22 protein-coding genes and 3 tRNA genes are annotated in these 24,260 nt (G+C 36.3%); 12 read left to right on the forward strand and 13 right to left on the reverse strand.

Annotated elements, in window-relative coordinates; genetic code table 11:
- Positions 1-10: 10 nt before the first annotated feature.
- A complete protein-coding gene (locus H529_RS0103425) occupies positions 11-874 on the forward strand; it encodes a methyl-accepting chemotaxis protein (RefSeq protein WP_022855162.1) in 864 nt (287 codons plus the stop codon).
- An 8-nt stretch (positions 875-882) separates the two neighbouring features.
- Here H529_RS0103425 and H529_RS0103430 read toward each other — a convergent pair whose 3' ends face one another.
- Positions 883-1,773: a TIGR01777 family oxidoreductase gene (locus tag H529_RS0103430; protein WP_022855163.1), complete on the reverse strand. Its 891-nt coding sequence runs from the start codon at positions 1,771-1,773 to the stop codon at positions 883-885.
- Between the two features lie 19 nt (positions 1,774-1,792).
- Positions 1,793-2,560 (reverse strand): undecaprenyl-diphosphate phosphatase, encoded by a 768-nt coding sequence (locus tag H529_RS0103435; protein WP_022855164.1) that lies wholly within the window; start codon positions 2,558-2,560, stop codon positions 1,793-1,795.
- A gap of 115 nt (positions 2,561-2,675) precedes the next feature.
- Between H529_RS0103435 and fmt the strand changes: the two genes are divergently transcribed.
- Positions 2,676-3,611, forward strand: a complete 936-nt coding sequence (gene fmt / locus H529_RS0103440) for a methionyl-tRNA formyltransferase (protein ID WP_022855165.1) — start codon at positions 2,676-2,678, stop codon at positions 3,609-3,611.
- Here fmt and H529_RS0103445 read toward each other — a convergent pair.
- From H529_RS0103445 to H529_RS0103465, 5 genes are all read right to left on the reverse strand, one after another.
- Entirely contained in the window at positions 3,604-6,189 is a 2,586-nt protein-coding gene (locus H529_RS0103445; RefSeq protein ID WP_022855166.1) for a protein translocase subunit SecDF, read from the reverse strand. The genes fmt and H529_RS0103445 overlap by 8 nt on opposite strands.
- Before the next feature lie 19 nt (positions 6,190-6,208).
- Complete coding sequence (locus H529_RS0103450) at positions 6,209-7,042, reverse strand: metal ABC transporter substrate-binding protein (protein ID WP_022855167.1); 834 nt, start codon at positions 7,040-7,042, stop codon at positions 6,209-6,211.
- A 142-nt stretch (positions 7,043-7,184) separates the two neighbouring features.
- Positions 7,185-7,604: a hypothetical protein gene (locus H529_RS0103455; protein WP_022855168.1), complete on the reverse strand. Its 420-nt coding sequence runs from the start codon at positions 7,602-7,604 to the stop codon at positions 7,185-7,187.
- Between the two features lie 29 nt (positions 7,605-7,633).
- Positions 7,634-7,933, reverse strand: a complete 300-nt coding sequence (locus H529_RS0103460) for a DUF3617 domain-containing protein (RefSeq protein ID WP_340371397.1) — start codon at positions 7,931-7,933, stop codon at positions 7,634-7,636.
- Between the two features lie 319 nt (positions 7,934-8,252).
- A tRNA-Glu gene (locus tag H529_RS0103465) sits at positions 8,253-8,325 on the reverse strand.
- A 189-nt stretch (positions 8,326-8,514) separates the two neighbouring features.
- Here H529_RS0103465 and H529_RS0103470 point away from each other — a divergent pair.
- From H529_RS0103470 to hisC, 3 genes are read left to right on the forward strand one after another with little or no spacing between them, the layout of a single operon-like run.
- Entirely contained in the window at positions 8,515-9,261 is a 747-nt protein-coding gene (locus tag H529_RS0103470; RefSeq protein WP_022855170.1) for an ABC transporter ATP-binding protein, read from the forward strand.
- 16 nt (positions 9,262-9,277) lie between these two features.
- On the forward strand, positions 9,278-10,432 hold the full coding sequence (locus tag H529_RS0103475; RefSeq protein WP_022855171.1) for a SufB/SufD family protein: 1,155 nt from the start codon (positions 9,278-9,280) through the stop codon (positions 10,430-10,432).
- A gap of 2 nt (positions 10,433-10,434) precedes the next feature.
- Positions 10,435-11,523, forward strand: coding sequence for a histidinol-phosphate transaminase (gene hisC, locus H529_RS0103480; protein WP_022855172.1), 1,089 nt, complete (start codon positions 10,435-10,437; stop codon positions 11,521-11,523).
- On the opposite strand, the gene H529_RS0103485 is transcribed toward hisC, so the two are convergent.
- Positions 11,512-13,236 (reverse strand): bacteriohemerythrin, encoded by a 1,725-nt coding sequence (locus tag H529_RS0103485; RefSeq protein ID WP_022855173.1) that lies wholly within the window; start codon positions 13,234-13,236, stop codon positions 11,512-11,514. The genes hisC and H529_RS0103485 overlap by 12 nt on opposite strands.
- Before the next feature lie 172 nt (positions 13,237-13,408).
- Between H529_RS0103485 and H529_RS0103490 the strand changes: the two genes are divergently transcribed.
- Together H529_RS0103490 and H529_RS0103495 are read left to right on the forward strand one after the other, a co-directional pair.
- Positions 13,409-13,482, forward strand: a tRNA-Pro gene (locus H529_RS0103490).
- Between the two features lie 39 nt (positions 13,483-13,521).
- Positions 13,522-15,108, forward strand: a complete 1,587-nt coding sequence (locus H529_RS0103495; RefSeq protein WP_022855174.1) for an MBL fold metallo-hydrolase — start codon at positions 13,522-13,524, stop codon at positions 15,106-15,108.
- Here the strand turns inward: H529_RS0103495 and H529_RS11970 are convergent.
- Positions 15,078-15,260, reverse strand: a complete 183-nt coding sequence (locus H529_RS11970; RefSeq protein ID WP_028843029.1) for a hypothetical protein — start codon at positions 15,258-15,260, stop codon at positions 15,078-15,080. The genes H529_RS0103495 and H529_RS11970 overlap by 31 nt on opposite strands.
- Between H529_RS11970 and H529_RS12150 the strand changes: the two genes are divergently transcribed.
- Complete coding sequence (locus tag H529_RS12150; protein WP_422821900.1) at positions 15,175-16,965, forward strand: phosphotransferase; 1,791 nt, start codon at positions 15,175-15,177, stop codon at positions 16,963-16,965. The genes H529_RS11970 and H529_RS12150 overlap by 86 nt on opposite strands.
- Here the strand turns inward: H529_RS12150 and H529_RS0103505 are convergent.
- The 3 genes from H529_RS0103505 to H529_RS0103515 all read right to left on the reverse strand — a co-directional run bounded on the left by H529_RS0103505 (position 16,928) and on the right by H529_RS0103515 (position 18,637).
- Positions 16,928-17,002: transfer RNA gene (locus H529_RS0103505), tRNA-Ala, on the reverse strand. The genes H529_RS12150 and H529_RS0103505 overlap by 38 nt on opposite strands.
- A gap of 73 nt (positions 17,003-17,075) precedes the next feature.
- Positions 17,076-17,741, reverse strand: coding sequence for a bacterio-opsin activator HTH domain-containing protein (locus tag H529_RS0103510; RefSeq protein ID WP_022855175.1), 666 nt, complete (start codon positions 17,739-17,741; stop codon positions 17,076-17,078).
- A gap of 17 nt (positions 17,742-17,758) precedes the next feature.
- A complete protein-coding gene (locus tag H529_RS0103515; protein WP_028843030.1) occupies positions 17,759-18,637 on the reverse strand; it encodes a KaiC domain-containing protein in 879 nt (292 codons plus the stop codon).
- Positions 18,638-18,835: 198 nt separating this feature from the next.
- On the opposite strand from H529_RS0103515, the gene H529_RS0103520 reads away from it, so the two are divergent.
- Genes H529_RS0103520 through lnt form a run of 4 tightly spaced genes read left to right on the forward strand, consistent with a single transcriptional unit; the run spans position 18,836 to position 23,809 of the window.
- A complete protein-coding gene (locus H529_RS0103520) occupies positions 18,836-20,434 on the forward strand; it encodes an L-lactate permease (protein ID WP_022855177.1) in 1,599 nt (532 codons plus the stop codon).
- Between the two features lie 2 nt (positions 20,435-20,436).
- The gene (rfaD, locus tag H529_RS0103525; RefSeq protein WP_022855178.1) at positions 20,437-21,411 is read left to right on the forward strand and encodes an ADP-glyceromanno-heptose 6-epimerase; all 975 of its coding nucleotides are present in this window, start codon (positions 20,437-20,439) and stop codon (positions 21,409-21,411) included.
- Positions 21,412-21,414: 3 nt separating this feature from the next.
- Positions 21,415-22,236 carry a transporter associated domain-containing protein gene (locus H529_RS0103530; RefSeq protein ID WP_022855179.1) on the forward strand — a complete coding sequence of 274 codons (822 nt, stop codon included), beginning with the start codon at positions 21,415-21,417 and terminating at the stop codon, positions 22,234-22,236.
- A complete protein-coding gene (lnt, locus tag H529_RS0103535; protein ID WP_022855180.1) occupies positions 22,214-23,809 on the forward strand; it encodes an apolipoprotein N-acyltransferase in 1,596 nt (531 codons plus the stop codon). Before H529_RS0103530 ends, lnt begins: the two co-directional genes overlap by 23 nt.
- On the opposite strand, the gene H529_RS09990 is transcribed toward lnt, so the two are convergent.
- The coding region (locus H529_RS09990; RefSeq protein WP_022855181.1) for a UbiX family flavin prenyltransferase at positions 23,778-24,260 on the reverse strand (483 nt) is incomplete at its 5' end. The two genes, lnt and H529_RS09990, sit on opposite strands and share 32 nt — an antisense overlap.

Raw genomic sequence — 24,260 nt, forward strand, 5'->3', positions numbered from 1 at the left:
GGGGGAAAACATGTTCAACTTTCTTAAAAAAGAAACTAAAACATTTAATCCTACTTCAACTTTTTCCCCCTACCCTATTAACCTAAGAAAAGTAGCGCAAAAACTTTGGAAATTTTCTTACATAAAAAGTCTTTCCCATTATGTTTCTGAAGCTCTTATAAAAGCCCTGCAACTTTCTCAAGAATCTGGCAAATACATTTCCTCTTTGGTAGAAAAATTTAACTTTGCGATAAACACCCTTTCTGAAAAAATATTACCCATAAAATCTGAAACAGATAACTTGGTAAAAAGATCTGAGGAGTCAAAAGAAAAGATAAACGTTATGATAGAAGAGGTAAAAGTTATAGAAAGCAGCCTTAAAAACTTTGTAGAGACCTCAAAAAAAATGCAAAACTCGTTCCAAGAAATCAAAAATTCTTTAACAGAAATTCATAACATCGCAGACCAAACGACTATTTTGTCTCTGAATGCATCCATTGAGGCTGCTCGAGTGGGATTAGCTGGAAAAGGTTTCACCGTGCTTGCTGAAGAAATTAGAAAATTAGCTAACAAAACCAATCAGTTTGCTAAACATATTAACGAAAGCATCCTTTCTGTAGAGAAAAATATCAACTTTTTTACTACCTCGATCTTTGCCCTTAAAGAAAGCTTAGATAAAAGCATCGAAACTTTAAAGGAACTATATTTTTTTATAGATTCTAACCATCAGATGGCTGAAAACGTAGAAAGACTTATAAATGATATGTTTTTAGCCATAGAAGAGCAAGTTAAAATTACAGAAGAGATTACTCAAAACATGGTTAACCTTTCAAAAAATTTAGAAATTACGGAAAAGCAACTTCAATCTATAGTGATACAGTTTAAAAAGATTTAAAAACACCTTTATTTAACTAAGCTTTCCAAAGCCCCCTTTATCTCAGGGTAAAGAAATTTAAAATCGTTTTGTATCAATCTTTGAGGATAAGCCTTTATACTTGCAGTAATACTTTCTGCCAACTCACCTAAAAACAACTTCAAGGCAAACATAGGTACCCTAAATAAAGCTGGTCTTTTTAAAATTTTTGCCAGGGCTTTAGTAAACTCCTTGTTGGTTACAGGTTGAGGGGAGGTAAAGTTAAAAACTCCCTCAAGGTCTCTTTCTATGGGAAAAATCAAGCCGTTTACTAAATCTTTTATATGTATCCAAGAAAACCATTGTCTCCCATCCCCCAAGGTTCCACCTAATCCCCACTTAAAAACAGGTAAAACCTTGGCAAGCATACCATCCTTACCAAGAACGATACCAAAACGGGTTATAGCTACTTTAACTCCATACTTCTTAGCATTTTGAGCCTGTTTTTCCCATTCTATGCATACTTTTGCCAGAAAATCATTTCCTGGTTGAGAGTCTTCGTCTACGGACTGATCTCCTTTATCTCCATAATATCCTATGGCTGAGGCATTTATCAAAAAAGCGTCTTTTTTTAAAGATTTTACGATGTTTTCTGTAGACTTAACTCTGCTTTCTAAGATTAGCCTTTTATAATCTTCAGTCCATTTTCCAAAGATGTTTTGTCCTACCAGATTGATTACCACGTCAAAATTGGAAACCTCAGCTTGCCAACTTCCTGATTTCATAGGGTCTCCCAAAATAAAATCACAACCTGAAAACCGAGACTTAGCCTTTTCTAAATCCCTCACCAATAAAGTCGTGCTGAAACCTCTTTTTATCAATTCAGGCACTAAAGCTCCACCAACAAAGCCTGTACCTCCAACTACCAGCACTTTTTTCATAGTAATAACCTCAATGTTTTTATAAAAATATTAAAAAGTAAAGAATACCTATAAAAATACGATAAACTCCAAATATAAAAAAACTATGCTTAGAGATAAAACTCAAAAAAGTTTTGATAGCTACCAGTGCCGTTAAAAAAGCAAAGATAAAGCCTACTAAAAGGACTTGCCAATCTTGGAAGGACATCTCTGAATATGATTTGATGAGGTCATAACTGGTAGCCATAAGCATCGTTGGTAAGGCCAGAAGAAAGGAAAACTCAGCCGCAGCCTTTCTGTTAAGACCAACCACCATCCCTCCTATGATGGTAGCAGCTGAACGAGAAACCCCAGGCATCATGGCTAAAGACTGAAAAACCCCTATTAAAGGTATCTTCTTTAAACTAAGCTCCTTTACATCAGACAACCTATTATCTTTTTGAAAAAATCTGTCTATAAATAAAAGCACTACCCCTCCGAAAACCAAGTTGATCACCACCAAAAGGTCGTTGCCTATAAAAAATCTTTTGATTATCTTATAAAATATAAACCCTAAGATCCCTGTAGGAATAAATGCCAAAATAATCCTTTTCCAAGTTTCCCGATCTTTTAAAAGTTTTTCGTAGTAGAGAAATAAAACCGCCAAAATAGACCCGAGTTGTATGGAGATTTCAAAAGTCTTGGTAAAGTTAGTGTGAGGAATGTTTAAGATATGAGCAGTCAAAATAAGATGGCCTGTAGAAGAGACAGGCAGAAACTCGGTTATTCCTTCTACTATGCCTAAGATAGCAGCTTGAATAAGTTCCATAAAACCTCCTTCTGGTGTTGGAATCTTTTAAGATATTTTATTTTAAGCAAATTTTGTTAAACTTGTGTAAAGATACCTGATTTCAAAGGTTATTCAACCTAAAAGAGGGATTAAGATGGAGAAATATCGTATAATTTTTTTTGGTAGTCCAGACTTTGCGATACCACCTATAGAGGGACTACATGAAAATGAAAACCTTATAGCAGTGGTTACTCAACCAGACAAACCCCAGGGAAGAGGTTTAAAAACCCTACCCTGTGCGGTGAAAAAATGGGCTTTAGAAAAGGGAATTTATGTATTAGACCCTCCGAAAATAAAAGGAAATGTTGAATTTTTTAAAATTCTAAAGGAACTTGCTCCTGACCTGATCGTGGTTTGTGCTTATGGTAAAATCCTACCTAAGGAAGTTTTAGAAATTCCGAGATTTGGATGCTGGAACATACATGCCTCTTTGCTTCCTAAATACAGAGGTGCCTCTCCTATCAACTGGGCTATCTTACAAGGAGAAAAAGAGACAGGTATAACCATCATGCTTATGGACGAAGGGTTAGATACTGGTCCCATACTTTTGCAAAAAAAGATTCCGATAGTCCCAGAAGATAATGCCCAAACCTTAGGTCAAAAGCTCAGCAAACTTGGTAAAGAGGCTATTTTAGAAGCTATAGCTCTACATAAAAAAGGATTACTCAAGCCTATCCCTCAACCTGAGGAGGGTGTCTCTTACGCACCTTTATTAAAAAAAGAGGATGGATTTTTTACTTTTAAAGAACCTGCTTGGTTTATCGAGAGAAAGGTAAGGGCCTTTGTTCCTTGGCCTACAGCCTATACCTACATTCAAGGAAAAATCCTTAAGGTATATAAGGCTAAAGCCTTAGAATCAGAAAATAATACCCCAGGAGAAATCCTAAGGATAAATCAAGAGGGGATATTGGTAGGCACCTCCCAAGGTGCCCTTCTTTTAATTGAGGTCCAGCCGGAGGGTAAAAAACGAATGTCAGCGTTTGAGTTTGCCTGTGGTAAAAGGTTAAAACCCGGCGACCTCCTTACTTAAACTGGGGAAGTTTACCTTTATGTAAAACCTGTAACAAAGGTGAAGCCAAAAATATAGAACTATAAGTCCCTACTATAAAACCTATCGTTAAAGCTAAGGCAAAGTCTCTTATCACTACTCCTCCAAACAAAAGAAGGCTCAAAGACCCAAAAAGGGTGGTCAAAACGGTGATTATCGTCCGAGAAAAAACGTCATTTATACTTTTGTTGATAAGCTCATCAAAGTTGGCGAAACTATGTTTTTGTAAATTCTCTCTGATACGGTCAAAGATTACCACCGTGTCTGTCAAAGAATAACCTGCTAAGGTAAGAAGAGCTGTGATAAAAAGAAGGTTTATCTCTTTTCCTAAAAGATAAAACAAACCAAAAGTTACTAAAACATCATGAAAGGTCGCCAATCCGGCAGCTATCCCAAAATAAACGTTAAACCTAAAGGCTAAATAGACGATAATTCCTACCAAAGCTCCCAGAATAGCTAAAGTTGCTTTGTTTTGAAGTTCTTGACTAATGGTAGAACCTATTTCCTCTTTAGAAACTACATTAAATTTATGGTCAGGAAGTTTCTGGTTTAAAAGAGAAAGAATATGATTTACCTCTTCTGTAAGACTTTCTTTGCTAAGTTTGACTTTAAGAAGGATCATGTTTTCTTTCTTTATGTCTTGTAACATAAAATCTTTTATTCCGCTTTCTTCTAAGGTTTTTCTAAGGAGGCCTAAGTCAGGGGTTTTTTCACTGCTAAGATAAATAATAGCCCCTCCTGTAAAGTCGATACCTAAGTTGGCTTTACCTAAAAAGGCCTGCAATATTCCAAAACAACCAGTTAAGGAAAGAATTAAAGACAATATGGCACAGATTTTTTTAAACTTCATGAAGTTAAAGTTTGCTTTTTTAATCAATTCAAAAAATTTTATCCTAAAATCGATACCCCTTTCGTACAGATATTCATAAAAGATTTTGGTTGCAAAGATTGCGGTAAAGAGGTTTACTAAGATAGAGATAGATAGGGTTACAGCAAACCCTCTGATAGGACCTGTACCAAAGATGAATAAAATTAAAGAGGTGATAAGAACGGTTACATGGGCGTCAAAGATGGTTATAAAAGTTCTTGAATATCCCTGGAAAATGGCAGAAAAAGTCGTCCTTCCAGCTTTTAACTCTTCTCTTATTCTCTCAAAGATGAGAACGTTAGAATCAACCCCCATTCCTATACTAAGGATAATTCCTGCAATTCCTGGAAGGGTAAGGGTGGCTTGAAAAGCAGAAAGTAAGGCCAAAAGAAAGTAAATATTTAGAACTAAAGCTATTACAGCAACCACACCTGACATTCTGTAATAAAAAATCGTAAACACGATAACCGCTGCTGCTCCTATGACCCCTGCTATCAATCCCTTTTTGATCGAGTCACTACCCAAAGAAGGCCCTATGGTTATGTTTTGCAGTATCTTTACCGGAGCAGGTAAGGCACCTGCCCTTAAAACCAGTGCCAGGTCAGAAGCTTCTTGCATAGAAAAACCACCTGTAATCTGGGCCTCCCCTCCAGAAATCTTTTCTTTTATCACCGGAGCTGATCTGACTACCTCATCAAGCACGATAGCTAAACGCTTGCCCACGTTTTCTGAGGTGATAAGTTCAAATATCTTGGCTCCTCTTGAGTCAAACTGAAGCCATACATAAGGTTCGTTGGTTTGAGGGTTAATTCTTACCTGTGCTGTTTTTAGATAAGTCCCTGTTAACAAAACCTCTTTTTTTAACACTATCGGTTTTTTGATAGCCTTTCCTGTTTCTTTATCTTTCTCAACCATAAAATAAAACTGGGAGTCTTGGGGCAGGTAAGGAGCAAGTAGTTTTCTCCACTCCTCTATTGAAGCATCTAAAGAAATTTTACCGGTTTGTACCAAAGAATTTACTAACTCTGACAGATCAAGCCTTTGCATTGTTTCTTCGTCTACCAACCTAAACTCAAGTTGTGCGGTTTGGCCTATGATGTTTATGGCTCTTTCTGGGTCTTTAAGACCAGGTAACTGAACTACTATCTTATCTTTCCCCTGTTTGGTAATAACAGCCTCGGCAACCCCAAACTGGTCTACCCTATTTCTTATTACCTCTAAAACTTGATTTAAAAGGTTTTCTTTTATATAACTGATACGTTCTTCGGATAAGGTTACCTCAACTATAGATAAATTTTCTTGTTGATACTCTTTGGAAATGGCTATCTCTTTTATTCCCTTTAAAACTTCATCTTTAAAAGCCTTCACATCTTTTGGGTCTTGAAATTTAAAAACAGCCTTTAGGTTATCGATCGATACCTCATAAGAAGAAGAAGAAACCAATTTGTTGAGTTGGGCTTTAATGTCTTGAACATAGTTTTCAAACTGGTTTTGCATAGCTTTATCGATGTCTGGTTGTAATACTAAATGAACCCCACCTTTTAAATCAAGCCCAAGCTTAAGCTCGCCTCGATAGACATATTTTTTAAACCAAGGAGGAAGGTTGGGTACAAAGGTAGGTAAAAGCAAAAGAGCCGCAAATCCAATTAAAAAAAGGAGAAAAAAGAGTTTTATTTTAAGTTTAAAAGACAACTTTTACCTCCTGTAAAAGCTATTTTCCACAACCTAAAGCATGCCTTAACCAGCTTAAATTATAATCCAAAAGTTCAGTAAAGCTACCTTGAAATCTGTAAGTTCCTCCAGACCAAAGTGTTACTACTTTTACTCCCTTACTTTTGAATAAAGATGCATAGTTTTCAAACTCCGGGTCAGTAATAAAAACTATCTTAGGATTTCTTTTTTGTATGTTTTGAAGCATTTCTGTAAGGGTTTTTGCGCTTGGCTCTCCTTCTTTATGATGTCCCTTAATCAACGTTTTCTCCTTTATTCCATAAGGTGTTAACAAATAATTAAACACAGGGTGACCTAATATGTATACCTCTTTATACTGACAGTTTTTTAAATCTTTAAATTTGGCTTCTAAGAGGTTTACGGTTTTTAGAAATTGTTGCAATCTTTCCCGATAAAAAATCTTATTACCAGGATCTCTTACCTCTAAAAATTGAACCAAATCAGAGGCTAAACGTTTTACCCTATTTAAATCAAACCACAGATGCGGGTCAACAAACCTTGTTTGACCTCTGGTAAGGCTCAGTAGAGGCTTGTTAGCCCTTATCTGGTAAACTTTGGTAGCCCAGTGTTCTGTGCCTACGATCACCACAAGGTCTGCATTTCTAATTAAGTTCCATTGAGAAAAGGTAGGCTCAAAACTATGAAAATCTCTTTTTTCAGACTGTAGCGTGATAACATGTTGTTTGGTAGAAGCTATTTCTTTAACTATTTTTTCTAACGCCGAGTTTGAAACCACGATATTTAAGCCATAGGCTTTTGTAATAAAAAAAATCATAAAAAGACATAAACTCGATAAAATTCTAAAGAACCTCATAAGGGCCTCCAAACGTAAAAAAAGACTTTTTAATTAAAAATTAACAGGTTAGTTTAGTCTGTCAATCACTGAAAAGTTTGAAATAAACTGATTAAAACTCGAAAACCCCCTAACTTGATTAAAAATATATTTGATTAAAAAGTTAGGGAGTTTTTATATTTAGTATCCTGTTTCTTCTCTTATTACCATATAAAATACGCTCCATTGAAGATTTTTTTTGATTAACAGGGTCTTTGTAGATGTCTACCCTTCTTATAGACAGATGGTTGTAGTTTCCAGCTGAAGAAAGCAAAGCTCTATCCATGGGAGGCGGGTTCCCGTTCCCTGTGGTAATCTGAAGCAGAGATTGATGGTCAAAATAAGAAAGATAGGGAGGATAAAGGTCATCACTTTTAGCAGCTATCTTTTGAAAGATTACGATTGTATCCCAAATAGCCCCTACATTTTTGATAGCTTCATCCCATTTTTTATCGTAGATAGCTTTAGCTAAAGAAAGAGCTCCTGTGGTGGCGTTAACGATTTCATCCCTGCTGGGAGAGCCTGAATCTTTTTCTAAAACCATATATAGAAAAATAAGTGGCGCGTCTACTTCTATAGCCTCTGTTTTGTTGGATCCACTTCCGTAGACGTTAACATCCTTAGAGAAAAGCCAAGTATCACCTTTCCTCCATCATCTTCTTTGCATTCCATAACCCAAGATACGCTGTTTCCCTTTATCTCCTTTTGCTTATAGGCACAGTTTGGATTGGAACCACCCAGACTTTGTTCTTGTATAGAGATAAAATTTTTCTTAGTAAGGCATTGGGTATAAACCTGCTTAGGCAAGTTTATAGGATAAGAGGAAGATTCCATATCTATAGATATTTCCCATTTTCCTTCTTTTAAATCAATCCCTGGACTTACCTCTGGCTCTTTATTTACTACAGGCTGTTCCTAAAATTCCTAAAAAGCACAACATAGAAAGACATAGCTTCTTCATGACATAACCTCGAAAATGTAATCAGTCTATACTTACAGTGTAAATACTTTTTAAAGATAAAGTCAAAACGGATTAAAGCAGATTAAAAAACTTTTTGAGGTTTTTTCTTTATTTTTAAATTTTTTAGAATTTTTTATAGTTTTATAAAATTATAAAAAATGCTTTTTTTGAAAAACAAAAGGTTTGAAATACCAAGGACACGATAAGAGTTGTAGAAAAATTTTTTGAGAACGCCCCCAACGGGATTCGAACCCGTGTCTCTGGCGTGAGAGGCCAGTATCCTAGTCCACTAGACGATGGGGGCTTTATGAAGTTTCTAATATTTTTAGAAATAGAAATATAAACGGTTTCCCTCTTTTGTCAAGTTAAAAATAAAAAATATGTAGGCTCAAATAGTATGTCATTTTGAGGTCAGGCTTATTGACTTTTAAGAGTTTTATATTAACTTGCTAAACATAAGGGGGATAAAATCTTTTAGAGGGGTGACGTAGATATGACAGTTCTGTTAGAAATAGAAGACCTATGGGTAGAGGTTGAAGGGCGAGAGGTTTTAAAGGGTATATCTCTAAAAATACCTGTAGGAGAAACCCATGTAATATTTGGTAGAAACGGTTCAGGGAAAACTTCGTTGTTGATGACGATTATGGGTTTCCCTACCTATAAGGTAAAACATGGAAAAATCTATTTTAAAGGTGAGGATATAACCGACCTTCCTCCTTATGAAAGAGCTAAAAGAGGTATAGGGATTATGTTTCAAAGACCTCCTACCATAAAAGGGGTCAAACTAAGGGATATTTTAAAACTCTGTGCCAAGGAAAACAACGTTAAGATCGAAGAGCTTGTAAGAAGTTTTAACTTTGAAACTTTCCTTGAAAGAGAGGTAAACAAAGGATTTTCAGGGGGAGAACTTAAAAAAAGCGAGCTTCTCCAGCTTCTTGTTCAAAATCCAGATTTAGTATTACTTGATGAGCCAGAATCTGGGGTTGACGTAGAAAACCTAAACCTTATCGGTCAGATGATAAAAAAACTGTTGCAAAAAGATACTCCTCACAAACCAAGGACAAAAAGTGGTTTGATCATTACCCATACAGGTTTTATTTTACAGCATGTAGCAGCGGACTTAGGATATGTTATCATGGACGGAGAAATCTACTGCACCGGAAATCCTATAGAAATATTTGAGGGTATTCAGAAGTTTGGGTACGAAGGTTGTAAAAACTGTTTAAAAAGACTGGCTTAATAGGAGGAAAAACAAGATGGCTGAAGATAAACTTCTTAAAGAGTTTAAATCTGCAAAAGAAGGTAACATACCTAAGGACCTTTCAGAACTTTCTGAAGAAGAAAAGGAAAGGTTAAGGTTTTTAGGGCTTGATTCTTCTTTAAAAAGAGAGGGAGAATACGTTCAGATAGACGCTAAACCTGTGGTTTGTAGAAAACAGGTTGAAGGACTGGAGATACTTCCCATAACAGAAGCGCTTAAAAAATATGATTGGTTATCAGACTATTACTGGAAGCTTTTATCTCCGGAAAAAGATGAATTTACCAAAGCTACAGCCGAAGACCTTGATGATGGTTATTTTATCAGGGCTCTTCCAGGTTATAAGATAGTCTATCCTGTGCAAACCTGTCTTTACATAAGAACTGAAAAGGTAGCTCAAAAGGTACACAACATCGTGATAGTAGAAGAAGGGGCAGAGTTAAACTTGATAACCTCTTGTTCGGTTCATCCTCATGTAGAATCTGCTTTTCATATAGGGGTTTCAGAGTTTTTTGTAAAAAAAAGAGCCAAACTTACCTTTAGCATGCTTCATGTCTGGGGAGAGCAAACTATCGTTAGGCCAAGAACTGGGGTTTTGGTAGAAGAAGAAGGATCCTATATTTCTACCTATGTAAGTCTTTATCCTGTAAAAGACATACAAACCTCTCCGGTTTGCAGGTTGGTTGGAGAAGGGGCTAAAGCCTCTTTCGCAAGTATCATCGCCAACCAGCCAGGTTCAAAAATAGACATAGGAGGAGAGGTCTGGTTGGAAGCACCTAACACCAGGACTGAAATCATCTCAAGAACTGTGGTGTATGGCGGAGAAAACATCGCAAGAGGTAAAATCGTAGCCAAAGCTCCAAAAGTCAAAGGACATTTAGAATGTCAAGGGCTTATGCTCTCTGACGAGGGTATTATGAGGGCTATTCCTCAGCTTGACAGTTATTTTTACGACGTAGAATTAACCCACGAAGCAGCGGTAGGTAAGATAGCTAAAGAAGAGGTAGAATATCTTATGGCAAGAGGATTAAGTGAAGATGAAGCCACCTCACTTATAGTAAAAGGATTCTTAACCGTTAAGGTTGAAGGTATCCCTCCTACTTTACAGAAACAAATCGATAAAGTTCTTGAGACCGCCAAACTGGGGTTTTAATTATGGATTTTAAGCCTTATCTGAAAAAGCTAACTCCCTACCCTCCTGGAAAGACGGTAGATGAAATAAAAAGAGAGCTTGGGATAGAAGGTCCGGTTTACAAATTTAACTCCAACGAAAATCCTCTTGGACCTTCTCGCAAGGTGGTAAAAGTCATAAAAGAATTGGCTAAAACTGTTAATCTATATCCAGAGGCAAGTTATATAGAACTAAAAAGAGCCCTTGCTAAAAAGTGGGGGCTATCACCAGAAAACTTTATCCTTGGAAATGGTTCTAATGAGGTGATCGAACTTGTTTTTAAGGCGTTAATAAATCCAGGCGATGAAGTCCTGGTAAGTCAACCCAGTTTTTTGATGTATGAAAAGTTCGCTCAAATTTATGGGGCTAAGGTCAAGGTTGTCCCTCTTGATAACAAACTTAAGCACGATATACCAGGTTTGTTAAGAAATTTGTCTAACAAAACCAAAGTGGTGTTTTTAGACCACCCAAACAACCCCACAGGTAGTGTCTTAGACAGAAAAGATTGGGGCATTTTTTTTAAAAACCTTCCTGAGAATATCCTGGTGGTAATAGATGAAGCCTACGGAGAGTTCATAGAAGACCCTGAAATTCCCTTAGGTATAGAGTTTTTGAAAAATGGTTTTAACGTTTTAGTGTTGAGAACCTTTTCTAAGGCTTACGGTCTTGCAGGATTAAGGTTAGGATATGGTATGGCTGAAAAAAGTTTAGCTCAGCTTTTAGACAGTTTGAGACAACCTTTTAACCTTAATCTTTTTGCCTATAAAGCTGGGCTGATTGCCTTAGAAGATCAGGCTTACCTCAAAAAAAGCCTAAAAATCGTAAAAGAAGGTAGAAGATATCTAACCCAGGAACTTTCTTCTCTTGGTTTTAAAGTATATCCTTCCCAAGCCAATTTTATCATGGTTGATTTTGGTAGTGTTTGTGAAAACCTATATCAAGGGCTGTTAAGAAGAGGGCTTCTTTTAAGACCTCTTAAACCTTATGGGTTTCCAAACTCATTAAGGATTACCATAGGACTTCCTGAACAAAATCAGCTTTTGGTTAAAAACATAAAAGAGCTACTTGGTTAAATAACTCTTTACAAAATCTTCTATGCTCATCGGTTTAGCCAGATAATATCCTTGTAAATAGTCTACCTTAGCTCTTACCAGCATGTCCATTATCTCTTTATTTTCTACAAATTCTGCTATGGTTTTAATTTTCAAATCCCTTGCCAGTTTTATTATACCCTTTAATACCTTTAAGTTATCTTCAGAATGAAAGGAGGCTTTAACAAAATCTCCGTCGATTTTTATAAAATCAGGCTTAAACTTTAAAAGATATCCAAAAGAGGCATGTCCAGCTCCAAAGTCATCTATGGCTAAAAGAATGTTGTTTTGTTTGGCCTTTTCTTTTATAAAAAACACAAGGTCTATGAAATCTATAAGTGAGGCTTCGGTCACCTCTAAAACCAGTTTAACCTTAAATTTTTGAACAAGACCTATCAATTGTTCCATTTCATAGATTAACCTTTCAAACTTCTCAAAAGAGGTGATAGAACGATTGATAAAAATCATATAATTTTTAAACTTATAGAGGTCTGGATGATCTTTAAGTTTTTTAAACATAACCTCTTCTAACCTGTCTAAATAGTTTGATTTTAAGGCAAACTTAATAAATTCTCCTGCAGAAATGAACCTTTTTTCTTCTTCACAGAAAACCCTAAGAAGGACTTCTCCTCCTATAACCTCTTGAGTTTTAGCGGAAAATATAGGTTGAATAAAGGGAAAAACAAGTTCTTTTTCTAAAGCTTCATCTAAAAGATTTTTGATCCTGTCAAGCTTTTTTATTTCCACGTAGTCTTCCTCAGAAAACATAACCCATCGATTTTTCCCCTCTTCTTTAGCTTTTTTAACAGCAATTTCTGCTTTGATTAAAAGATCTTTGGGATCATTACCATGTTTAGGATAAACGACCAGTCCTAAAGAGATGTTAAACCTTATTATCTCAACCTTTTGATTTTTTATAAGGGTAAACTGGTATTTTTCTGTGACTTGAAACACCTTTTTAATGGTGGAAAAAGTCTTTAAAAAATTTTTATCGTCTGTCAAAAGAATCCCAAACCTATCTCCTTCAAACTTAGCCAGCCAAACCTGATCTTCTTTTAAGTTTCTATAAAGGTGCTTAGCAAAATCTTCCAAAACCAAATCTCCCACATCAAAACCATATCTAAGGTTTATAAAATAAAAATCATCTATGTCAAAAAGCATAAAAGAAATAATCTTTGCTTCTCCTTGTTTTATAAATTGAGCCAATTTTTCTAAAGATTCATTTTTAGATAAAAATCCATATAGTTTATAAAGATTTACCTCTACCGGAATTTCAGTAGAGACCCCCTTTAAATAAACTTCTATCTCTTTGTCTAAGGTTATGATATGAGAAAAAAGCCAATTTTTTAGAAAATTAAATATAGATAAACCTAACTCTTTTAGATTCTCTTGGTTTTCTCCTTCCAATTTCTGATAAAGTTCATCAAGTTTTTCTACAAAGGTTTGATGTGATTTTTTATGTAGTTCAAGTTTAGGGTAAGCATGAGCCTTCATAAAAGCTTCTTCAGTTTCAAAATGATATCGAGCATAATCGTATAATTCTTGAAAAGTGTATAAAAGCTCATCTTTAGAAATTTCTGGTTTAAAAACTATGTTTTCGTACAATTTGTTTATGAGATTGACAAGCATCTTGTGTTGATTATCGATGCTTTCTATCCCTATCTCCCAGGTGTGATCCCAATCTATGTAAGGCATAGGATCTCCTTTTTAAAGCGTTATTTTTTATAATTTTAATATAAAAACTTAATCTTGTTAAGTCTAATTAAGTTTTGTAGGTTAATGTTTGTTGCAGGTGGTTTTATTAACAGACAGTCTTGAAAAATTTGTTAAAAGGTTTTTAATTAAATTAAATTTACTACCAAAATCTCGGGGCGTAGCTCAGCTTGGTAGAGCACCGGCTTCGGGAGCCGGGAGTCGCAGGTTCAAATCCTGTCGCCCCGATGTTTCTATTTGCTATTTCTGGTTTGAGAAAAAGTTATGATGGATAACCTTTTTTCTAAAGATTTCGAGGTTTATAAAGATATCAAAGAACAAAAGTTTTTGGTAAAGATTAAGGTATTTGTACCAGATAAGCCAGGTTCTCTTGCTACTCTTGCCGACCTTTTTGGACAAAACCAGGTTAACATCGTATATTTTTACTACAACCGGTCAGAACATCCTAACAGGGTCATCATAGAAGGAAAATTTCAGGATCTTTCTGGCTGGGAAAAGGTCAGACAAAGTTTATCAGAAAAAGGGTGGTTTGAAGAAACCTACCAAGAAAACTTTGACATAACCGAACCTGAGGGTGTGTTTAAATTAGCTGTTTTTGTAGAACACAAACCAGGTACCTTAGCCAAGATTGGTAAGCTTTTACAAGAATACCAGGCAAACGTTGTGTTTATGAGTTTTGATGAATACCTTTCTGAAAACAAGGCTGTTATCGCTTTTTACTTGCCAGAGAAACAAAAGGCAAACGAGCTTTTATACTCCCTGAATCAGGCAGGTTATCATTATAGTTTAGAATATTCAGGAAAAGAAGAGGAAACCACCAGGCTTTTGGGCCTAAACCTTCTGGAACGTTTTTATTTTAACCTGAAAAAACTCCTTCCAGAAGACGAAGTAGCAGAAATCAAAAAATTAGTAGAAACATCTAAATACCTTTCGGAAAATTTAGTTAATTTTAATAAAGAGGCAGGGAAAAACTTAGAAGCCGGAGAAGTTTTTAGCAACATCTTAAATTTTGCCATTTATTCAAGAACCAAAGTGGGACCAAACTTCTTTTTTAAAAAGTTACCAAGTATTCCTTTTGGAGAGGTTATTTTACACACTTTTAAACCTCCTACCGGGGGAAATCTTTATTTGTTTCAGCTAAACGGCGAATATTACCTGATAGATACGTGCTATGGGGTATATTATCAAGACATCAAAACCATGCTTCAAAGCCAAGGGATAAATCCTGAAAAGATCAAAAAAATCTATCTTTCACATGCGGATGCAGACCATGTAGGTCTTACTGGTTATTTTGAGGAAGAATTTCAAACTGAGGTTTGGTGTCACAAAGATGCAATAAACGTGATGAAAAATGAAAACCGGGTTTATGGTGTTGCTACCCCTCTTTCTGAACTTAATCATTATTTTACCATCTTAGTAAACTATTTTACCAAAACCAAGTTTCCCAGGTTCCCCAAGGTTTTTAACAGTAAAAAAACGGATGAAACACTCTATGGTTTTCCTGTAATTGACTGCTTTGAGATAGGAAATTTAAGGTTTAAAGTCTTAGAAAGCTTAGGAGGGCACATTCCTGGACAGGTATTTTTTCTTTGTGAAGAATTTGGCCTTCTTTTTACCGCAGACTATCTCCTTTATGTGCCAAGCCTTACAGAAGAAGAAAAAAAGGTGCTAAACATACCTAAGTTTTTGATGACAAGCACCAACGCTAACTCTGCCCTTTTTAGAAAGGAGATGGAACTTTTGCATAGACTTTCTAAGGACCTTGATGAGAAGCTTAAAAATCAAGGCAGAGGACTTATGATTTTCCCAGGACATGGAGACTACTATCCTGCTCGTCTTTTATTAAAATCATAGATGAAAGTTAAAGCCTTTATTCTTGCAGCTGGGTTAGGAACAAGACTTCGCCCTCTTACCGAAGAAATTCCCAAACCTCTTGTTCCTTTGTTAGGTAGCCCTATCATAGAGTATGTTCTTAAAAACCTGAGCCAAATAAACCCTGCAGCCATAGGGATAAACCTTCATCATAGACCAGAAAAAATTTTAGCCTGGGCTAAGAGCTGTGCTTATAAAGAAAAATTTTTCTTCTCCCTAGAAGAACAGATTTTAGGAACAGGAGGAGGGATAAAAAAGGCAGAACCTTTTTTAAGAGATTCATTTTTTGTGGTTTATAACGGGGATATTTTTGCAGAGATAGACTTGAGAGAGGTGCTAAAATTTCATTTAGAAAAAGGAGCTTTAGCCACGTTGGTGGTTAAACCTAACCCCTTTGCAAATAAAATTTTTGTGGATGAAGAAGGGAAATTTTTGGGGGTAGACCCACTTTATGTTCCAGAACGATGTTGTAAAAAAACCGGTTTTACTGGTATAGCTGTTTATAGTCCTGAGTTTTTAAACTTTCTCCCTGAAGGTCCTTCTACGGTTTTAGAGGGTTGGGTTGAGGCGTTAAAAAAAGGTTATCCTATCTATACCTATGAGCTAAAAGGAGCCTGGTTTGACATAGGAACCCCTGCCTCATACCTGAAGACCTTGATCTATCTTTTAAAAACCCAAGGAGAAAATCTATACGTGTGTCCAGAGGTTGCTACAGATGGGGTAGAATTTCAAGGCTATGTATCTGTTGAAATAGCCTCTCAACTTGAAAAAGGGACTTTTTTAGAAAACGTAGCGGTAATTTCGCCAGGGGGTATAGTTTCTGGCAGGTTTAAAGACGGAATTTTAGGTAAAGATTTCTTTATCCAAGTCCCACGAGAACAGTTTTTACCTCACTCAGAAGAAGGTTGTCTGATAGGTTATGGGGGCTCTGATCGGAAGTTTTACAGGATAAACGGTTTGGTTAAGATGAAGGTTGAAAGACTAAACGAAGATTTTTTTAGGACGGTAGAGTATCAAAAGTTTTTTGAGGAAAGAGGGATAAAGATTCCTAATATCTTACAAGTTTCCCAAGAAAAAGGAGAGGTCTTTTTTGAAGACCTGGGGGATCTTTCTTTGTATAACTGGTTAAAAGGAAAAAAAAACTTAACTCTGATAAAAGAGATGTATCAAAAAGTGGTTGACGAGGTGGTAAAATTACATATTATTCCTGTAGATCATGCTGTAATAAATAAATTTAGAAAATTTGATTATGAGCATTTTAGATGGGAAACGCACTATTTTAAAGAGAAGTTTTTGGATTCTTTTTTGAAGATTTCAGATGAGGAAATTTTAAAACAAGAGTTTGAACAATTGGCAAGGATATCTGATAGTTTCCCTAAAAACTTGATACATCGAGATTTACAATGTCAAAACATAATGATAAAAAACGGGACTCCTTACCTTATAGACTACCAGGGAGCAAGGATTGGACCTCCGGGATATGACATAGCTTCTTTGTTATGGGACCCCTATTATCAGCTTGAAAAACATCTTAGGGAGGAACTTTTAGGTTATTACATAGAGAAACGTAAAAAATTAGACCCCTATTTTGAACAACAACCGTTTTTAGATAGCTTAATCTATCTAAGGATACAAAGGCACCTGCAAGCCCTTGGGGCGTATGCCAACTTAAGTTTGTTTAAAGGGAAAAAGTATTTTCTAAAGTTTATTCCTCAGGCCCTTATCTACCTAAGAGAAGAAGTAAAAGAGTTAGGTTGGTCTGGTTTAGAAAAAATGGTTGATGAAATTTATAAAAAAGTAATGGTGGAGCCGGTGGGACTTGAACCCACGACCTCGTGAATGCCATTCACGCGCTCTCCCTCTGAGCTACGGCCCCACGTTCAAAGAACCAAATCGGATATAAAATAACCTGTTTATAGGTTTTGTCAATAGCTTTTACAAGGTTTTTCTTAATCTTTTTCCTGTGCTTTTTGTAGGGTCAAATAATCCTTTATTTCCTTTAATAACTGAGCTGGGGTTTTTATAGGATATTGAATATGAGTAATGATTTCCTCTAAAGAAATCCCTTTTATCGAAAGACCGGTGAATTTTTCTTTTAAAGCCTCTGAGGATTCTACAGGATATTTCAATCCTTTAGATTTTTTAAGGACTAAATAAGCCCAGGGAATTTCTAAGGTTTTGGCTATGTCTTCGGCTACCACAGAACAGTAGTGAAGCAAGGTCTGCGCGTCATGTCCTTGTTTGATTTCTTTGTAGGCTAACTTGGCGATACCTCCTGCGGTATGCACTTTTAACTCTTTCATTTCCTCGTTTACCAGTTCTTCAAGAGCTTTAATCTTTTGCAAGGCAAGCTCTGGGTCTGCCCTCAGGATGTTTCTAACGGTGTTTTTAGTTAAACCTACCTTTTCTGCTATCTCTTCATCGGTTTTTACATACTCTTCTTTTAAAACCACCACAAAAGCAGCCCTGGCTAAAGATGGCAACCAGGTAAGGGTTCTAAATTCAGCAAGCTTACTAAGCCCACCTAATAAATCAATAGCTTTAAAAAACACTCTACTAACCAAATGTTCTAACTCTGCCTCAGAAACTGTAGGGCTGGTTATTTGAATAACCATAGGTTTTCACCTCCTTTTTATTTTTGAGAAATAGGTTCTTTTATCACTACTAAGCCGGTTTCGGTAATTTCTAAAAAACGGGTTTTGGTGTCGTGTCCGCACATCCTGCATCCATCAATCCTAAAAAGCCTTACTATTTCTCCGATTTCTTTTTTATACATTTTTGCCTTAAAGCTTGAATCGATAAGTTCTTTGGCTAAAACCATCGTACCATCAACGATATGGCCAACGGCATAACCTCCAGCCGCCTCAGCGGTCAACTCCTCATGCCCGCTTCTTTTTTGAGACACAAAAAGGGCTGTTTGGTACCATTTTTTCATAAAATTATAAAGTCTTCTTACTATATTTCTTGCAAGCATTTCCTTGGTTTCAAAAAGACCAGTTACTGAGTCTATGATCGTAAAATTAGCTTTATAATGTTGAATAACATAAGCTAAGGTAGCCAAAAGGTCAGGCAAACTCTCTCTAAGCTTGGTTGAAGAAGCAGCGTCTATGATGATAAGGTTGTCTTCAAAATCTTTAAAGTTAAAACCCATGGCATTAGCTCGAAGCTCTAAAGAAGCCGCTAAAAAGTTGGCAGGAGTTTCTACTGTGATAAAGGCTACCCTTTCTCCTTTGGAGGCCTGTTTTATGGCAAATTGCTCAACCATCAAAGACTTTCCTGTGTCAGATACCCCGGTGATGTTAAAAACTGAATAAGCAGGTATACCACCTAACTGTTTTTTAACTAATCTTCCGTTTTCTGAAACCACCACATAAAAAAGTGGGTCAAGCCCTTCTATCCCTGTAGACACTCCATAAAGTTTAGGAGCTTTCTTAAGAGCTTCCCCTCCCTTATAAATAGACTTTAAATCTGGTTCCCCAATTCCATAAACATTTTCTTTTTTTTCTTGCATTTTCTCCATTTTAGACCTCTTTTTAAAATTCTGTTTTTTATATTAAAAATAAGTGTTTGACCATCTTTTTCAAGCCTTTTTAATTTAGAAAATAGGATGATTTGTTAAAAAATCTTTTTAAGGTTGATTTTTTAACAAAAAATGCTAATAAAACTTTACTTGTTATTTTGTTAACATAAAACAGTAGGAGGGTTAACTATGGAAGTTTTTTTGGCGGTTTTTCCTCTTCTGGTGGTCTTTTTGGGTATGGTTTTCTTTCACCGTTCTGGGACTTTTGTTTCTATCGTTGGGTGGGTGCTTGCAGTGTTGGTAGCGGTGACTTATTTTAAAACCCCTCTTTCAGTAGCTTTAGGGGCTACTTACATGGGAATAATTAAAGCGTTAGGTATAACCCTGGCAGTGCTTTTTACGATGTTTTTGATTTTTTTGATGAGAGAAACAGGAGACCTTAAAAACCTCATAGATTATATCAAGGGTATTGTAAAAACCAAAGAAGAACAGGTTCTTTTTTTAGGGATGGGATTTGGTTCGCTCAGTACTGCTCTTGGGATGGTTACTCCTGCGATGTTTCCTCCCATCTTTAGGATCTTGGGGTTTTCTCCGGTTGCTGCCATAGCCATCAGCATCCTTTGTTATGACCCCCTAACCTCTTTTGCCCTGTTTTCTATCCCTATTACCTTGCCTGCCAAGGTAGCCCTTTCTTTTGGGATTAATCCTCCTGGTATTAGTGGATTGGATGAATTTATCTGGGATTTTACCTTTAAAATTTCGTTATTTTTACCTATCATTTCTCCTTTCTTTGCCTTCCTTATGCTTTACACCGTAGGAGGCTATGAGGCTATAAGAAAAAACCTTTTACCTGGAGTTTTATCTGGACTTGTTCTTTCTCTCTCTGCCCTCTTTTGTGCCTATACAAGGATTTTCCCTGTAGAAATAATAGGGGTAATTTCAGGCTTAGCTACCATGGTCTTTGTTTATTTTTACTATAGGGTGAAAAACGTATATGGCTCAAACCAAGAAGAAAGGGTAAGGTTTAGCTCAAGTATCTTAAAATCCGCCTCTCCTTTTCTTCTTTTGATACTTTTTTCTTTTATAGTAAATCTTGCACCGGTTAAAACTAAGCTTTCCTCGTTATTAGGGAATCTCGAGGTGATACCTATTTTTGCAGACAAAAAGGAAGATTTAAACATACTTAGTAACGTTTGGTTTTGGATAATGGTAGTCTGTATTCTTTCCATCTGTATTCTTAAACCTTCATCAGAGCAACTAAAAAAAACCTTTTCTCTTTGGGTTCAACGGTCTTGGGGTCCTTTTTTAGCCTATTCATTGTTTTTTGCCGTAGCTTATATAATGGCCTGGTCTGCGATGGAGGTGGTAAATGGAAAACTCGTTCCTACACCCTATTTTAAAGACTATAACATGGACCGAATAATAGCTATTTTTCTAGCTAACACCTTAGGTAGTTTATATCCTATCTCTGCTCCTTTCTTAGGGGTTTTAGGAACTTTTGTAGGAGGAAGTGCCACTGCCTCTAACGTTCTTTTTGCTAAAATCCAATGGGAAGCTACCCTTTCTACCGTAGGAGCAGGGGCTTTTATGTGGGTTTATGCTGCTCATTCTGTAGGGGGTGGTATTGCTTCAGCCATAACCCCAGCAAAAATCACCAACGCTGCTGCTACCATAGGGGTTAAAGGAAAAGAAGAAGGACAGTTTATCAAAGCTGTAATACTTCCAGTGCTTGCAATAACTTTAATTTCTGGTATCTTAACGTTGATTTTTATAAACTTTTGGGGCTAATGATGAAAAAACCTCGTATTATAGTCACCGGTGGAGCAGGCTTTATAGGGGCTAACTTAGTAGAAGCCTTAAACCAGAGAGGCGAAGACCGAATTTTAATAGTAGATCATTTAAAAGAAGGCCCTAAATGGAAAAACCTTTTAGGGCTTAAATTTTTAGACTATCTTCAAAAAGACGATTTCTTAGATTGTATAGAGAAGAATCATTTCTCAGAGGTGGAGGCTATCATACATTTAGGTGCGTGTAGTGACACCACGGTAAAAGATTTAGACTATCTTTACAAAAATAACTATCTATATTCTAAAAAATTGGCTGTTTTTTGTTTAGAACATGGAATAACCTTTATTTATGCCTCTTCTGCAGCTACCTATGGGGATGGATCCTTAGGATTTTCTGATGATGAAACCCTTATTCCTCGGCTAAAACCTTTAAATCCTTACGGGTTTTCGAAACAACTGTTTGACCTGTGGGTTTATCACCATGGTCTTACGAAAAAGGTTGTTGGTCTAAAGTATTTTAACGTCTTTGGAGAAAAAGAATTTCACAAAGGAGAGATGAGAAGTGTGGTGTTAAAGGCTTATGAACAAATCAAAAGAGAAGGCAAGGTAAGACTTTTTAGGTCTTATCGGCCTGAATATCCAGACGGAGGTCAGCTACGTGATTTTATCTATGTAAAAGATGCGGTAGAGGCTACCCTTTTCTTTTTAGAGCATCCAGAAATAAAAGGGATATTTAACGTGGGTACCGGACAGGCTCGGTCTTTTAAGGATTTAGTGACAGCTGTTTTTTCTGCTCTTAACCTTCCTGTAAACATAGAATACATAGACATGCCAGAAAACCTGAGAAAACAATATCAGTATTTTACCCAGGCAGACATTACCAAATTGAAAAAAGTAGGTTATAATAAACCAATGTATACTCTTGAGGAGGCAGTAAAAAGTTACGTTTCTTGGCTGGAACAACAAAAACCTTTTTAGCCTATGGGTATAGACTATCTGTCAGAGTTTTTCAAAAAACTTTTTCGCATTTCCTCTAAACCTTCTGAGATATCTGAGATAGAAGAGGATATAAGAGAGGTTCTGGAAGACTACAAAGAAGAAAAAGTAGTTTCTGAGTTTGAAGAACGACTTATCTTAAACCTTATCAATTTAAAAGCCGTAGAGGTAAGAGAAATAACCATCAACAGACAAGATTTAGTAGGTTTTGACCTTAATTATTCCTGGGAGGAAGTCTTAAACATCATCTCTCGTCATCCCTTTTCTTTTTATCCGGTATATCAAAACCACTTAGACAATTTGGTAGGGTATGTAGCTATCAGAGATTTGTTAAGAGGGGTTACTCAAAAGGTGTTTATGTGGCAAGACTGGATAGTCAAAAAACCTCTTATCATTCCTGAAAACATTTCTCTTATGCAGGCTATGGAAAAGATGTTAGAAAAACAGACAGACGTAGCTTTTGTGGTAGATCAACTTTCAGAACTTACTGGAATGATCAGGTTAAAAGACATCTTATACGAGATTATTAAAAGCACCCCTTGCTGTCCGGCTCCAGACCCTCAAGGATGGTTGTTGGTGCCAGGCACGTTTAAGGTCAGAGAGATAGAAAATTGTTTAGGGATAACCTTACCTAAAGGAGATTTTGAAACCATCTCAGGACTTATCATATATCATCTTAAACGTATTCCAACCTCAGGGGAAAGGGTTTTCCTTCCTTTTTTAGAGGCTGAAATCATAAAATCTGACGGAAAGAAAATAGAACTTTTAAAGGTCCGAAAAAAGGATGAAAAACTTGTTCAACCTTAATCTTTTTTTACCTATCCTTTCTGGAATTCTTCTCACCTTAGCCTTTCCTAAATGGAACTTATGGGTATTTGGGTTTTTAGGTTTAATTCCACTTTTCTGGGCGTTAACCCAAGCTAAAAATTCAATTCAATCTTTATTATATGGTTTTCTGTTTGGGCTTTCTCATTTTGCTACTCTGGTTTACTGGATAGTATATACCCTAACCAGATACGGTGAGTTAAACTTGTTTTTTTCCATCTTTTTGCTTTTTCTTATGTGTTCTTACCTTGCACTCTATTATGCCTTAGGTTTAACCATAGCTTATCGATGTCATCTTTTTGACAGCCCTACTCTAACAAAGGGATGGTTATTAAGCCTTGCCTGGGTTGGTATAGAATGGCTTAGAGCTAATCTTTTTACAGGTTTTCCTTGGGGACAAATAGGTTATATAGCTACTAACATTTCTTTAGTTTTGCAGTTAGCTGAAATAGGAGGGGTTTGGTTTTTAAGCTTTTTTCTGGTTTTTACCAACTATTTTTTGTTTTTGTTGTTCAAAAAACTCTCAGAAAATCAAGGTTACTTGAAAACTTTCTTAGGTTTACACACGTGGATATTTTGTCTAACAACCATTTTAATCATGATTTCTGGTTTTTACTTAAAAACTTATTGGGAAAAAGTACTTAAAAAAGAAACAAAAGAAATTAGAGTAGCCTTACTTCAAGGGAACATTCCTCAAGAGATAAAAGAGGCAAAGCAATTGGAGACCTCCTTTCAGGTTTATAGAAAATTAGCTTTAAAGGTCGTTAAAGAAAGACCAGAACTGATATTGTTTCCAGAAACCGCTTTCAACTTTTACTTTCCCTATGAGACCAAACATACTGTTGAGCTTCTTCGGCTGTTAACAGACATCGGGGTTGAAGGAAAAATTTTTAACCTAACCCCTCGCATAGTTTTTGGTACCTTTAGGTTAAGCTATACCGAAGGAAAACCGATGGCTTACAACAGCCTTATGGTATGGGATGGAAAAGATTTTGTAGACTTTTATGATAAAGTAAAGCTGGTGCCTTTTGGAGAGTATGTCCCCTTGGTAGAGTATTTTCCCTTTTTAAAAAATTTTTCAGTGGTAACCGATGTAATTAGACCAGGATTTTCTAAAAACCTTTATGTACCTTTAGATACCGGGTTTATCAAGGTAACTCCTCTTATATGCTTTGAAAGTGCTTTTGGTGAGATTTTAAGACAAAGACTAAAGGAAAATACACAGTTGGTTTTTATTGCCACCAACGATGCCTGGTTTGGTCAAACGTCAGCCCCTTACCAACATTTTCAGATGGCAATACTACGTGCGGTAGAATCAAGAAGGTTTACCATTCAGGTAGCAAACTCTGGTATCACAGGGGTAATAGACCCAACAGGAAAAGTCCTGATTAAAACCCCTCTTGAAAAAGAGGTTGTCCTTACCAACAGTATAAAACCGTTATACCACCCTTCTCTTTTTGTAAAAACAGGTCATATACTTGGGCTAACAGGTTTTTTGGTCTTGGTCTTAATGGCTATTACCCTTATTCTTCGCAGATTTCTTCCCAGCTCTTAAAACCTTGGGGGTTAAAACCAAGAAACACGAGAAGCCTTTTTACAAAAAAGTCTACCAGATCCTCTAAAGTCTTAGGTCTTTGATAAAACGAGGGCATGGCTGGAAAAATAACAGCTCCTGCCTTAAGACAAGCTTCCATGTTTCTTATGTGAATAAAGTTTAGAGGGGTTTCTCTGACCACTAAAACTAAAGGCTTTCTCTCCTTTAACATCACGTCAGCTGCCCTTTGAAGTAGATTTCTTGAAACTCCATGAGCAATAGCCCCTAAAGTCCCCATACTGCAAGGTATGACCACCATCCCAGAATAAAAAGAGGAACCACTGGCAGGTGGAGCTGAGATATCTCTTTCATGATAAACTTTGTAAGTCAAACTTTTAAGTTCATCTAAAGAAGAACTTAACTCTGCTTCCCAAACCTTTTTGCCTGCCTCTGTAATAATTACCTCAGTTTT

The sequence above is a fragment of the Thermodesulfobacterium thermophilum DSM 1276 genome, from assembly GCF_000421605.1.
In the GTDB taxonomy this organism is placed as follows: domain Bacteria; phylum Desulfobacterota; class Thermodesulfobacteria; order Thermodesulfobacteriales; family Thermodesulfobacteriaceae; genus Thermodesulfobacterium; species Thermodesulfobacterium thermophilum.